This window comes from Pseudogemmatithrix spongiicola, assembly GCF_030623445.1.
Taxonomy (GTDB): Bacteria; Gemmatimonadota; Gemmatimonadetes; order Gemmatimonadales; family Gemmatimonadaceae; genus Pseudogemmatithrix; species Pseudogemmatithrix spongiicola.
This window is the reverse complement of the sequence record NZ_CP130613.1, coordinates 600,651-613,622: the sequence shown is the minus strand read 5'-3', so window position 1 is coordinate 613,622 and position 12,972 is coordinate 600,651. Positions and strand designations below refer to the sequence as shown.

Sequence of the window (12,972 nt, the reverse complement as noted above, 5' to 3'; positions counted from 1 at the left end):
CCGCCTCCAAGCGGCGTAGCCTTCGCCATCGGTACATCACCCCTCGCACCCCCCTCCGGAGCCACGCGTGTCGTCGATCCCCGCGGATCTGAGCTATACCAAGGACCATGAGTACGTGAAGAAGACCGCCGACGCCTCGGTCGTCATCGTCGGCATCACCGACTACGCCCAAGGCGAACTCGGCGACATCGTCTTCCTCGACCTCCCCAAGCCCGGCCGCAAGGTCGCCGCGCACGAGGTCTTCGGCACGATCGAAGCCGTGAAGGCCGTGAGCGAGCTCTACTCGCCGCTCGCCGGGGAGATCGTCGAGGTCAACGCCAAGCTCGACGGCGAACCGGCGCTCGTGAACACCGATCCCTACGGCGACGGCTGGATGATCAAGCTCAAGGTCAACGCCGCCGACCTCAAGGGTCTCATGGACGCGGCAGCGTATGGGAAGCTGCTCGGCCAGTAACGGCTGAACTGCCTTCACCACGAAGGCACGAAAGGAGCCGCAACAGGCGTTCGGCCCCGCAACCCAAGAGAAGCGATGCTTCTTGGGGTTGCGGGGCCGAACACTTGCAGTGAGCCCTTCGTGCCTTCGTGGTGAACCGCCGTTAGGCCTGCGCGTACTCCTCGATCGGCGGGCACGAGCACACGAGATTGCGATCCCCGAACGCGCTCTCGATCCGGCTCACTGACGGCCAGAACTTCCGCTCACGCACCCACGGCAGCGGATACGCCGCGCGCTCGCGCGAGTAGCCACGCGCCCAGCTGTCGCTCACCACCACATCCTGCGTGTGCGGCGCGTGCACCAGCGGATTGTCCTCGCGCGACAGCACGCCGCGCTCGATGTCGCGGATCTCCTCGCGGATGGCGATCAACGCCTCGATGAACCGGTCGAGCTCCGCCTTCGACTCGCTCTCCGTCGGCTCCACCATCAGCGTGCCCGCCACCGGGAAGCTCACCGTGGGCGCGTGGAAGCCGTAATCCATCAGGCGCTTCGCGATGTCTTCCACCTCGATGCCCGCGGACTGCTTGAGCGGACGCGTGTCGAGGATGCACTCGTGCGCCACGTGGCCGTTCTTGCCGCGATACAGCACCTCGTAGTGCCCCTTCAGCTTCTCGGCGATGTAGTTCGCGTTGAGGATCGCGACCTTCGTCGCCTCCGTCAGCCCCTCGCCGCCCATCATGTCGATGTACATCATCGAGATCGGCAGGATGCTCGCGGATCCCCATGGAGCCGCGCTCACGGCCCCGATGCGCGTCTCCTTCGGCTCGAGACCCACGACGCCGTGGCCCGGCAGGTACGGCGCGAGGTGCGCCACCACGCCGATCGGCCCCATGCCCGGGCCGCCGCCGCCGTGCGGGATGCAGAACGTCTTGTGCAGGTTCAGGTGGCAGACGTCCGCGCCGATGTCGCCCGGGCGGCTCAAGCCGACCATCGCGTTCATGTTCGCGCCGTCAAGGTACACCTGGCCGCCATGCTCGTGGATGATCGCGCAGATGTCCTTGATGCTCTCCTCGAAGACGCCGTGCGTCGACGGATACGTCACCATCAGCGCCGCGAGGTTCTGCGAATGCTGCTCAGCCTTCGCGCGCAGGTCGGCCACGTCGATGTTGCCGTTGGCATCCGTGCCGCAGACCACCACCTGCATGCCCGCCATCACCGCCGAGGCCGGGTTGGTGCCGTGCGCCGACTGCGGAATGAGGCAGATGTTGCGATGCCCCTGCCCGCGCGCGCGGTGGTACGCGCGGATCACGAGCAGACCCGCGTATTCACCCTGCGAACCGGCATTCGGCTGCAGTGACACGGCCGCGAAGCCCGTCACTTCCGCCAGCGCCTTCTCCAGACGCACGAACATCGACTGGTAGCCCAGCGTCTGCTCCGCCGGCGCGAACGGATGGATGCCGCCCACCTCGCGCCAGGTCACCGGATACATCTCGGCGCTGGCGTTCAGCTTCATCGTGCAGCTGCCCAGCGGGATCATCGAGTGCGTCAGCGACAGGTCGCGCGACTCGAGCTTGCGCATGTAGCGCAGCATCTCGGTCTCCGAGTGGTACTTGGAGAACGTCGGATGCGTGAGGAAGTCGCTGGTGCGACGCACGCGCTCGTCGTACCGCGCGTCCACCGACTTGCCCAGCGTGTCGAGGTCGAGCCCGTGCGGCTGGCCGAGGTTGAACGCCGTGAGCAGGTCGCTGATATCGGCGACCTTGGTGTTCTCGCCCATCGAGACGCCGAGGTGCTTCTTGTCCACGACGCGCAGGTTGATGCCCAGCTTGCCGGCCGCCTTCACGATCTTCCGGAGATTGCCGCCCACCGGCACCGTGACCGTGTCGAAGAAGATGCCCGCCACCGGCTCCATGCCGAGCTTGCGCACGCCCGCCGCGAACAGCTCGGCGAAGTAGTGCACACGGTTCGCGATGCGCTTCAGGCCATCGGGCCCGTGCCACACCGCGTACATGCCGGCCATCACCGAGAGCAGCACCTGCGCCGTGCACACGTTCGACGTCGCCTTCTCGCGGCGGATGTGCTGCTCGCGCGTCTGCAGCGCCATGCGCAGCGCCGCGCGGCCCGTCGCATCGCGCGACACGCCGATGATGCGGCCCGGGATCTGGCGCTTGTAGTCATCCTTGGTGGCGAAGAACGCCGCGTGCGGGCCGCCGAAGCCGTACGGCACACCGAAGCGCTGCGAGTTGCCCACCGCCACGTCCGCGCCCCACTCGCCCGGCGGCTGCAACAGCGTCAGCGCCAGCAGATCCGTCGCGACGATCACCAGACCGCCCGCCGCGTGCACCGCCTCGCAGAGCGCGCGGTAGTCTTCCACCTGGCCCGTGGTGTTCGGGTACTGCAGCAGCACGCCCGCCGTCTTCTTGTTCGGCTTCATCTTCGCGACGTCCACCACCTTCACATCCACGCCACGCGCCTCGGCGCGCGCCGTCACGACTTCGATCGTCTGCGGGTGGCAGTCCTTCGCAATCAAGAAGGTGTCGCGCCCGTCCTTGCCGACGATGCCGTGCACCATCGTCACCGCCTCGGCGGCCGCCGTGCCTTCGTCGAGCAGCGACGCATTCGCGATCGGCAGGCCCGTGAGGTCGCTGACCACCGTCTGGTAGTTGAGCAGCGCCTCGAGGCGGCCCTGCGCGATCTCCGCCTGATACGGCGTGTACGCCGTGTACCAGCCCGGGTTCTCGAGGATGTTGCGCTGGATCACCGCCGGCACGTGCGTGTCGTAGTAACCCATGCCGATGAACGAGCGCCGCACGTCGTTCGCATTCATCTCGGCGCGGAAGGCCGCCAGCGCCTCCTGCTCGGACTGCGCCGCCGGCAGCGCCAGCGGGCGCCGCAGCCGGATGTTGTCGGGAACGGTCGCGTCGATGAATGCATCGAGCGAGGCGTAGCCGAGTTCCTTGAGCATCTCGGCCTGCTCAGCCTCGGACGGACCGAGGTGGCGGCGAACGAACGTGTCGGGCGCAGGATGCGCAGACGCAGAAGCGGACACTTGGGGGGACTCCTCAGAGGGCCGTGGGCCCTGGGTCACCGGAAAGGAAGACTTCGGAACAAGCACCACCGGCTGGAGGTCGGAGCGCAACCGGAAATTTAGTCGCCCCCCAGCCCCGATGCGTAGATTGGACCGATACAAGGAAGCGGCACACGAGAGCGCGCCGAGCAAATCCCCTCCCGTCTCCCCCCCATCTCCCCCATCCCCTCTCCCCTCGTCCCACCCCCGCCCGTACCCCCCCCCTCTCCCCTCTCCCAATGTCCAGCACCCGAATAGAGGTCGCCAAATCCGGCATCAGTTTTGGATCCGCATTGGCCATCGCCATCTCCTGGTCCGTCAACCAGTCCGTCCTCTGGGCCATCCTCCACGGCATCTTCGGCTGGTTCTACGTCATCTATTACATGATCGTCCGCTGACCGTGCCCCTGCCGACGCGCTGGCGCCTGCTCGTCACCCCGGCGGACGACGGCGACCGGAACATGGCGATCGACCACGCGCTGCTCGACCGCGCGGCGCACACGGACGAAGCCGTCTTCCGCATCTACGCCTGGGCGCATCCCACGCTGTCGCTCGGCATGCACGAGAAGGCCCGGCTCGAGCCCGACGCCGCCGCGACACGCGGCATCGCCGTCGTCCGCCGCCCCACCGGCGGCCGCGCGTTGCTGCACCATCGCGAGGTCACCTACAGCGTGACCGCCCCCGCGCGCGACGCCTCGCTGCGCGAGAGCTACGATGCGATCAATGCCATCCTGCTCGACGCGCTGACGCGACTCGGCGTGCCCGCCGCACCGGCCGAACGCCGCGGCCGCCCGCTCGCGCCCGACGGCGCGGCGTGCTTCGCCGAACCCAACGTCGGTGAGCTGGTCGTCGATGGCCGCAAGCTCGTCGGCTCCGCGCAACGTCGTGATGAGCACGCGTTCCTGCAGCACGGATCGATCCTCCTCGCTGATGATCAGGGCCTCGTAGCCGCGCTCCGCGGCACGACGGCGCCTCCGCCGGCCGCGACGCTCACGCAGGCCCTTCGGCGCGATGTCGACTTCGATGAAGTCCGCGATGCGCTCATCGCCGCACTCGAGCACGCCGTCGGCCCGGTCTCCACGCTTGCGGTCGGCGAGCTCGCCCCCGCGATCGCCCGCCACGTCGCGACCTACCGTGACCCGCGGTGGACGTTTCGTCGATAGTCCGGTAACCTTTCGGACGTCGCACTCCCCCTGACCCACACTCCGTGCGCCGTCTCGTCCCTGCCTTCCTGCTCGCCCTCGCCGCCTGTGGCGATGCCTCCGTCCGCGGCCCACTCGGCGGCACGGTCGTCGTCGCCACCGCCGCCGATGCCGATGCGCTGCTGCCGCCGCTCGTCCGCTCGTCGCAGGGCCGCATGGCCGCCGAGTTGCTGTTCGATCGCCTCGTCGAGATCGGTCCGTCGCTCAACACCATCGGCGACGCCGACTTCCAGCCTCGCCTCGCCTCCTCCTGGACGTGGAGCGCCGACTCGCTGAGCATCGCGTTCGAGCTCGATCCCGATGCCCGCTGGCACGACGGCCGTCCCGTGGTCGCGGCGGACGTCGAAGCGGGCTACCGCGCACTCATGGACTCCACCAACGGGTCCTCGGCACGCGCCGAGCTCGCGGACATCGTCGAGGTGACGCCCGACGGCGAGCGCCGCGTGTCGCTCCGCTTCCGTGCGCGCTCGAGCGAGCAGTTCTATGCCGCTTCGATGATTGTACCGCTGCCGGCACATCTGTTGCCGACCGACGGCGCGCCGCTCTCGACCAGCGCCTTCGCGCGCAATCCGATCGGCAGCGGCCCGTTCCGCTTCGTCGCGTGGGAACCGCTCGAGCGCCTCGAATTCGCCGCCGTCGACGACTACTACCGCGGCCGCGCGCGCCTCGACCGCGTCATCGTCACCGTCTCGCCCGAGCCCGCCACCGGCCTCGCCAAGCTCTGGGCCGAGGAAGCCGACGTCTGGGAGCTCGTGCCGGCCGGCGACCTCGCCGAGGCCGCCAAGCATCCGCACGTGCGCCTCGTGCTCGCCAATTCGTTCGACTACACCTACGTCGCGTTCAACTTCCGCGACGCCCGCAACCGCGAACGTCCGCACCCGCTCTTCACCGATGCCGCGCTGCGGCGAGCCATCGCGCATGCCGTGGACCGCGAACAGGCTGTGCGCGCGGTCTTCGACACGCTGGCCTTCGTGGCGGACGCGCCGATGGTGCATGCGCAGTTCACGTTCGATTCCACCGTCCGCGCCGTTCCGCACGACCGCGCGCGCGCCGCGGCGATCCTCGACTCGCTCGGCTGGCGCGTCGACCCGCGCGACGGCATCCGGCGCAAGGACGGCCGGCGCCTCGCGTTCAGCGCGCTCGTGCCCGGCTCTAGCCGCAACCGCGAGCGCATGGCCGTGACGCTGCAGGAGCAGCTGCGCCAGGTCGGCATCGCCATGGAGCTCGAGCGTACCGAGAACCGCACCTTCACGCAGAAGCGCGAGGCCGGGCAGTTCGACGTCGTCTTCGGCGGCTGGCTCACCGTGCCCTCGCCGCGCACGCTCGTCGGCACCTGGATGAGCGCGACCAAGCCGGGCCAAGGCACGCGCAACGACGGACGCTGGGAGAACGCCGAGTTCGACGCGGCCGTCAGCGCCGGACTCAGCACGATGAATCGCGACGACGCGAAGCGCGCGTTCTCCCGGGCGTACCAGACCATCGCCGACGACGTCCCCGCGCTCTTCCTCTACGAACCGCGCATCGTCGCCGGCGTGCACCGGCGCCTCACCGTGCCTGCGTGGCGCCCCGATGGCTGGTGGCGCACGCTGCACGAGTGGTCGGTGGATCCCGCGCAGCGCCTGCCGCGCGACGCGCGACCCGCCAACTGAGGCCGCCTCGCGCGTGACGCGCGTCCTCGTCGTCCGCCTCGGCCAGGCGATCGCCGTCATCGGCATCGTCGTCACACTCTGCTTCGCGCTCGTCCGCCTCGCCCCCGGCGATCCCTTCTTCGCGGCCCTCGACCAACCCGGCGTACCGCCGGAGGCCGCGGCCGCCATGCGCGTATCCTTCGGCTACGATCGCCCGCTGCACGAGCAGTACCTGCGCTTCCTGCGCAACATCGCCAGCGGCGACCTCGGCTACTCGCATTCGCGGAGCCGACCCGTCCGCGAGGTGATTGCCGCGCTGCTGCCGAACTCGCTCTTGCTCTCGGGCACCGGCCTTCTCGTCGGCGCGCTGCTCGGCATCGGGCTCGGTGCGTGGCAGGGATGGCGCGCCGAGTCCCGCCTCGCCACGCTCAGCGATCGCGCGCTGCTCGCCATCGCGTCCGTGCCGGAGTTCGTGCTCGCGCTGCTGCTCGCCATGCTCTTCGCGCTCGAGCTCCGCTGGCTCCCCGTGAGCGGCATGCGCAGCGAAGGCGTCGGCGGCGCGGCCGATGTGCTGCGGCATCTCATCCTCCCCGCGGGTACGCTGGCCCTCATGGTCGCCGCGATCCTCGCGCGGCACCAGCGCGCCGCCATGCGGGGCGTGCGGAACGCCGAGTTCATCCGGGCGGCTCGCGCCAGCGGCATTCCCGAACGACGCGTGCTCTTCCGTCACGCGTTGCGCAACGCCATCGCGCCCGTCCTCACCGTCCTCGGCGTCATGCTCGGTGCCGTCGCCGGCGGTACGGTGCTGATCGAGCGTGTCTTCGATTGGCCCGGCATGGGGCGCGCCGTCGTCGAGGCGGTGGGCCAGCGCGACTACCCGCTCGTCGTCGGCGCCGTCCTCGTGACGAGCGTCGCGGTGACGCTCGCGACGCTGCTCGCCGACCTCGCGGTGGCGTGGGCGGACCCACGCCTGCGGAACCGCCTCTGATGCGCGCAATCCGCCTGCCACTCGGCATCCTCGCAGGCTTCGCGCTCGTCGCGCTGCTCGCGCCACTGCTCGCGCCGTTCGATCCCGTCGCCCATCTCGATCCGCTGGGACGCGCGCTGCAGCCGCCGAGCGGCGCGCACTGGCTCGGCACGGACCCCTACTCCCGCGACGTCCTCTCGCGGCTGCTCTATGGCGCCCGCGCCTCGCTGGGCATCGCCACGCTGGCCGTCGCCGTTGCGCTCTCGCTGGGCACGCTCGTCGGCACGGTCGCCGCCGTAGGCGGCGGCTATATCGACGCCCTGCTGATGCGCATCACCGACGCGATGCTCGCGATCCCGCGGCTGCTGCTCCTGCTGCTCGTCGTCGCGGCGTCGGGCCCGCTGCCGCCCGCGACGCTCGCGGCCGTGCTCGGGGCCACGGGATGGATGACTGCCGCTCGTCTGGTGCGCCAGGAGACGCGGCGCCTGCTGGCGACCGAGCACGTGAAGGCCGCCATCGCGCTGGGCGTTCCGCGCCGGCGGCTCTGGCGCGGGCACATCCTACCCGGCCTGCTGCCCACGCTCGGCGTCGCGGCCACCGTGGCCTTCGCCGCGGCGCTGCCACTCGAGGCGGCGCTGAGCTTCCTCGGGCTCGGCGTCGCGCCGCCACACGCCAGCTGGGGCAACATCATCCTCGAAGCCGAGGGCCGGTTGCTGCGCGCCTGGTGGCTCGTGCTGTTTCCCACGCTCGCGATCGTCGCGGCTACGCTGACGGCCAACGTGATCGCGGAGCGCGTCAGCGGGCAGCACGAGGGCGACGCGTGAGCGGATCGGCCGTGCGCCAGCGCGAGGCCCTCGCGGTGCGCTCCCTCGGGGTCGAGACCACCGAGCCCGCGCCGCGTCGCGTGCTCGACGAGCTCTCGTTCACGCTTGCGCCGGGCTCGAGCGTGGGCATCGTGGGACGCTCCGGCGCGGGCAAGAGCACCATCGGCAACGCCATCCTCGGCCTGCTGCCGCGCGGCCTGCGCCGGACGCCGGGCTCGCGCATCCTCCTCGGCGACACCGAGCTCACAACGCTCGACGTCGAGGCCATGCGCGATGTGCGCGGGCGACGCATCGCGATGGTGTTCCAGGAGCCGCTCAGCGCGCTCGACCCCGCCATGCGCGTCGGGCGCCAACTCACGGCCGCACTCGAGGCGCACGGCATGGCGTCGGGTGCCGAGGCGACGGAACGCGCCATCGCGATGCTCGACCGCGTCGGCATCCGCGATGCCGCGCGCAGCGCCCGGCGCTTTCCGCACGAACTCTCCGGCGGCCAACGCCAGCGCATGCTCCTCGCCCTCGCGCTGATGCTTGAGCCGGACGTGCTCATCGCCGACGAACCCACGACGGCGCTCGACGTCACGCTGCAGGTCCAGCTGCTCGACCTGCTCGACACGCTCCGTCGCGACCTCGGCACCACGCTGCTGTTGATCTCGCACGACCTCGCCGTGGTCGGAGAACGTTGCGAGCGCGTGCTGGTACTCGAGAACGGCCGCCTCGCCGACGACGGTCCGGCCGAGCGAATCGTCGCGGAGCGCGCGGCGCGTGCCAGCGGAGCCGCGGCGGTAGCGCGCGCGCGCGCCGTACGCCCCTCCGAGCCCGACGGCACGCCGCCCGACGTGCCGTTGGTCGCCACTGACGCATTGGCCGTGCACTATCGCACGCCGCCGCGCCTGTTCCAGCGACCCGAAGTGCCGGTGCATGCCGTCGATGGCGTGTCGCTCGCCATCGGGCGCGGCGAATGCGTGGGGCTCGTCGGCGAGAGTGGCTGCGGCAAGAGCACGCTGGCCCGCGCGATGCTCGGGCTCGAGATGCCGACGGCAGGCTCCGTCACCGTGCTCGGGCGTCGGCTCGACGTCCACGACCGCGTGATGATGCGCGCGCTGCGCCGTCGTCTCCAGCTCGTGCCCCAGGACGCCGGTGCCTCGCTCACGCCGCAGCGGACGGTGCGCTCGCTGTTGGTCGAGGCGCTCGAGGTGCACGGCCACACGCCGGGCGCGCAAGCGCAGCGGCGCGCCGAGCAGTTGCTGCAGGAAGTCGGGCTCGATCCCGCACTGGGCGCACGCCGTCCGACGGCGCTCTCCAGCGGCGAACGCCAGCGCGTCGCCATCGCGCGCGCGCTGGCCCCGCAGCCGGATCTCCTGGTGTGCGACGAGCCCGTGGCCAACCTCGACGCCGCGGCGCGTGAACCCCTGCTCGCCATGCTCGATCGCCTCCGCGACGAGCGTGGATTGGCATTGGTCCTGATCTCGCACGACCTCGGCGTCGTGCGGCGGCTCGCCTCGCGCGTCGCCGTCATGTACCTCGGACGCATTGTCGAGCAAGGGAACGCGGCGCAGGTGCTGGACGCGCCGCGCATGCCGTACACGCAGTTGCTGCGCGCGGCGGTCCCCACGGGACGCCCGCGGCAGACCCCGGTGCGCGGCGGCGAGATTCCCGCACCCCTTGCCGTTCCGGCCCGAGGCTGTCCATTTCATCCGCGATGCACACACCCCTTGAAAGACGAGGGGTGTCGGAGCGAGCGTCCGGAGTTGCGCGCACTTTCTGCTGGTCCTGACGGCCACACCGTGGCCTGCCTGAAGGTCTCTCTCCCCCCGAGCCCATGACCCCCAGTCCACAGTCCGACGCCCCGAAGCCTGTCTCGCCGGCGCTCGCGCCGTACGTGAACGACACGCGCTTCTTCGGCCATCCGCGCGGCCTCTCCACGCTCTTCATGACGGAGATGTGGGAGCGCTTCTCGTACTACGGCCTGCGCCCGCTGCTCGTGCTGTTCATGGCCGCCGCGCTCAACGAGGGCGGATTCGGCCTCGATCGCACCCAAGCCTCGGCCATCGTCGGCATCTACGCCGCGAGCGTGTATCTCGCCTCGCTGCCCGGCGGCTGGATCGCCGACCGCTGGCTCGGCCTGCGTCGCGCCATCCTCATCGGCGCCGCGCTGATCACGAGCGGCCACCTCGCGATCGGCGTCAGCGGCTTCGCCGGCGCGCGCGGCAAGATCTTCTTCTTCCTCGGCCTCGCGCTCATCGTCCTCGGCACTGGCCTGCTCAAGCCGAACATTTCGGCGATCGTCGGCGACCTGTATCCGGAAGGCGGCGCGCGCCGTGACGCCGGCTTCTCGATCTTCTACATGGGCATCAACGTCGGTGCCTTCCTCGGCCAGTTGGTGACCGGCTTCCTCGGCGAGGCCATCGGGTGGCACTGGGGCTTCGGCGCCGCCGGCGTCGGCATGCTCTTCGGCTTCCTCTGGTTCTGGCTCCGCGCCAAGGACACGCTCGGGCCGATAGGCGAGGACATCGTCCGCGACCCGGATCCCGCCGTGCAGGCCAAGCGCGAGCAGGGCGTGAAGACCGCCACCTACGCCGGCCTCGGCCTCTTCGCGTTGGTCTTCGTGCTTGCCGCGCTGGGCGTGGTGCAGATCAATCCGCAGGTCGTCGGCCAGTACATGACCTTCGTGCTCGTCGGCCTGGCGGTCGCGTTCTTCGCGACCGTGCTGATCGCCGGCGGCCTCAACACCGACGAGAAGAAGCGCGTCGGCGTGATCTTCGTGCTCTTCGTGTTCGCCGCGATCTTCTGGGGCGCCTTCGAGCAGGCCCCGACCTCGCTCAACCTCTTCGCCAAGGACTTCACCGACCGCAGCATCTTCGGCTGGGAGATGCCGGCCACGTGGTTCCAGTCGGTGAACTCGTTCTTCATCATCGTGCTGGCGCCGGTGTTCGCCGGCCTCTGGGTATGGATGGCGAAGCGCAACATCGAGCTCTCGAGCCCCGCCAAGTTCGCGCTCGGCCTCGCGATGGCCGGCGTCGGCTTCGCCCTCATGATCGGCGCCGCGAACAAGGTCGTCGCCAGCGGCGGCACGCTCCTCGTCTCGCCGTGGTGGCTCATCGGCTCGTACTTCTTCCAGACGGTCGGCGAGCTCTGCCTGAGCCCCGTCGGCCTCTCGTCGATGACCAAGCTCTCGCCGCGGCAGTACGTCGGCCAGATGATGGGCATCTGGTTCCTCGCCGCCTCGGTGGGCAACCTCGTCGCCGGCCTCGTCGGCGGGCACGTGGACCCGACCAACCTGCAGCAGACGCCGACGGTGTTCATCGGCACGACGATTGCATTGGCCATCGCCACGGGCGTGCTGCTCGCGCTGGTCGTGCCGATCCGCCGGATGATGCAGGGCGTGAAGTAAGCTGCGCCGGGGCTACTCGCCCCGCATCTTCCGCTTGAGGGCTTCGAGCGCGGCGTCCGCCTGGGCGTCGCGCTCTTGCCGTTTGGCCTGTCGGCCCAGCGCGTCGAGGTCGCGGCGCAGCGGCGCGTCGTCCGGCAGGCCGAGGTCGGCGTCGCTGAGCGGGCGGTTGGCCTCGCTCAACCCCGAGCCCACACCGAGCGACGCCTGCTTGAGCTGCTTCAGCATCTCGTCGTACTCACGCTCGGCCAGCCCGTGCTCGGCCTCCTGCACGTCGAGCTTGCGTTCGAGCACGGCGATGCGCTCGGCGTGCTGCGCCTCGTACTTCGCCGCCAGCGTGGCCGTCTCGGTGTCGTTGATGCCCTCGGCCAACGCCCGGCGCCGTGCGGCCGTGGCCTGCTGTTCGCGTTCGTCCTTGAGCCGCGCGCGCGTGACCTCCGCCGACTGCGCAAGGTCCTCCACGCCGAGCTTGGCCAGCGCGAGCGCGCGCTTCATCTCGGCGATCACCGCGCGGCGGTCGGCCGGGGCGATGCGTCCGCCGACGAGATCCTGGATGGTCTGCTTGAGCGATTCGAACATCAGCCGGCGCGCTTCCAGCGCACCTCGTCCTGCACCTGGCGCATCAACCGTTCCGGAGTGTGGTGGTCCGGGAAGAGTAACGCATCGGAGATGCGGTTGAGCGTCACGCGCAGCAGCGGGAAGCGCTCGGCGGCCAACGCGAAGAGCATGGCCACGCCGTGTTCCGACGCGAGCCGGTGCTCGGCCGCCATCTGGAAGCCGCGGCGCCCCATCGACTCGAAGTACTCGAGCGTGGGACCGCCGCGCCGGTACTGGCGCTGCACGACGCGGTCGGGAAACAAGCCGCTCATCCACAAGGCGTAGTTGCCGAGGTGCGCGCGCACGAGGAACGCGCGTCGCGGCTCCGAACGCTCGGCGTCCTCGAACAGCGCGGCGAGCGTGTCGTAGGTCTGGTCATCCGCGTCGTGGATGCGCTGCGCGCGGTCGCGCATGCCGAAGTGCAGCAGGATGCTCGCGGCGTAGTCGGCGAGGACGCGGTCCTTCTCGCCGGCCTGGAGCAGCGCGTGCCGGACAAGCACGTAGCAGAACAGCGGCAGCGAGGCCTCGCGCCCGCGCGGCGTATTCACCATCGCCGGCAGCAGCGCCGGGTCGTCGAGCAGCGCGTCGAGCCCCTGCTCGCGCAACTCGTGTTCGCCGCGCTCGCGGGTTTCGCTGCCCTGCTGGGCCAGCAGGGCCAACGCGAGCGCCACGTCGTGGCGGGTGAGCTTGGACCGGACGTCGGCGAGGATCACGCGGGAACCTCCATCGGCTACGGTTGCGGGCTATTCTACCACCCGTCCCTCAGTGACGATACCCTCCGCGCCGGAGTCCTGTTTCAGGTGCTCCACGGCCGCCTGTGACCCCGGGCACAGGGAACCCGGCGGTCCTCTCACGGCCTTGTGGAGT

Annotated in this window: 11 protein-coding genes; 8 read left to right on the top strand and 3 right to left on the bottom strand. The window is 70.3% G+C overall.

The annotated features are described in order from the left end of the window. The first annotated feature begins 67 nt into the window (after positions 1-67). A complete protein-coding gene (gene gcvH, locus Strain318_RS02755) occupies positions 68-454 on the top strand; it encodes a glycine cleavage system protein GcvH (RefSeq protein ID WP_367887006.1) in 387 nt (128 codons plus the stop codon). 142 nt (positions 455-596) lie between these two features. On the opposite strand, the gene gcvP is transcribed toward gcvH, so the two are convergent. Then, complete coding sequence (gene gcvP, locus Strain318_RS02750; protein WP_367887005.1) at positions 597-3,482, bottom strand: aminomethyl-transferring glycine dehydrogenase; 2,886 nt, start codon at positions 3,480-3,482, stop codon at positions 597-599. Positions 3,483-3,739: 257 nt separating this feature from the next. On the opposite strand from gcvP, the gene Strain318_RS02745 reads away from it, so the two are divergent. Genes Strain318_RS02745 through Strain318_RS02715 form a run of 7 tightly spaced genes read left to right on the top strand, consistent with a single transcriptional unit; the run spans position 3,740 to position 11,511 of the window. After that, positions 3,740-3,898, top strand: a complete 159-nt coding sequence (locus tag Strain318_RS02745) for a hypothetical protein (RefSeq protein ID WP_367887004.1) — start codon at positions 3,740-3,742, stop codon at positions 3,896-3,898. A 2-nt stretch (positions 3,899-3,900) separates the two neighbouring features. Further along, a complete protein-coding gene (locus tag Strain318_RS02740; RefSeq protein WP_367887003.1) occupies positions 3,901-4,662 on the top strand; it encodes a lipoate--protein ligase family protein in 762 nt (253 codons plus the stop codon). Positions 4,663-4,706: 44 nt separating this feature from the next. Next, positions 4,707-6,350: a peptide ABC transporter substrate-binding protein gene (locus Strain318_RS02735; protein WP_367887002.1), complete on the top strand. Its 1,644-nt coding sequence runs from the start codon at positions 4,707-4,709 to the stop codon at positions 6,348-6,350. 13 nt (positions 6,351-6,363) lie between these two features. Further along, the gene (locus Strain318_RS02730; protein WP_367887001.1) at positions 6,364-7,317 is read left to right on the top strand and encodes an ABC transporter permease; all 954 of its coding nucleotides are present in this window, start codon (positions 6,364-6,366) and stop codon (positions 7,315-7,317) included. Beyond that, a complete protein-coding gene (locus Strain318_RS02725; protein ID WP_367887000.1) occupies positions 7,317-8,120 on the top strand; it encodes an ABC transporter permease in 804 nt (267 codons plus the stop codon). The genes Strain318_RS02730 and Strain318_RS02725 overlap by 1 nt, the downstream gene beginning before the upstream one ends. Then, complete coding sequence (locus tag Strain318_RS02720; protein WP_367886999.1) at positions 8,117-9,943, top strand: dipeptide ABC transporter ATP-binding protein; 1,827 nt, start codon at positions 8,117-8,119, stop codon at positions 9,941-9,943. The genes Strain318_RS02725 and Strain318_RS02720 overlap by 4 nt, the downstream gene beginning before the upstream one ends. Beyond that, the gene (locus Strain318_RS02715; RefSeq protein WP_367886998.1) at positions 9,940-11,511 is read left to right on the top strand and encodes a peptide MFS transporter; all 1,572 of its coding nucleotides are present in this window, start codon (positions 9,940-9,942) and stop codon (positions 11,509-11,511) included. Before Strain318_RS02720 ends, Strain318_RS02715 begins: the two co-directional genes overlap by 4 nt. 12 nt (positions 11,512-11,523) lie before the next feature. Here the strand turns inward: Strain318_RS02715 and Strain318_RS02710 are convergent, their stop codons facing one another. Continuing rightward, positions 11,524-12,087 carry a hypothetical protein gene (locus Strain318_RS02710; RefSeq protein WP_367886997.1) on the bottom strand — a complete coding sequence of 188 codons (564 nt, stop codon included), beginning with the start codon at positions 12,085-12,087 and terminating at the stop codon, positions 11,524-11,526. Then, complete coding sequence (locus Strain318_RS02705; RefSeq protein ID WP_367886996.1) at positions 12,087-12,818, bottom strand: hypothetical protein; 732 nt, start codon at positions 12,816-12,818, stop codon at positions 12,087-12,089. Before Strain318_RS02705 ends, Strain318_RS02710 begins: the two co-directional genes overlap by 1 nt. Between the last annotated feature and the right edge of the window lie 154 nt (positions 12,819-12,972).

Excerpts from the sequence above, each read along its gene's own strand:
- Strain318_RS02745 (WP_367887004.1), top strand. The coding sequence starts at position 3,740 with ATGTCCAGCACCCGAATAGAGGTCGCCAAATCCGGCATCAGTTTTGGA.
- Strain318_RS02725 (WP_367887000.1), top strand. The coding sequence starts at position 7,317 with ATGCGCGCAATCCGCCTGCCACTCGGCATCCTCGCAGGCTTCGCGCTC.
- Strain318_RS02715 (WP_367886998.1), top strand. The coding sequence starts at position 9,940 with ATGACCCCCAGTCCACAGTCCGACGCCCCGAAGCCTGTCTCGCCGGCG.
- Strain318_RS02710 (WP_367886997.1), bottom strand. The coding sequence starts at position 12,087 with ATGTTCGAATCGCTCAAGCAGACCATCCAGGATCTCGTCGGCGGACGC.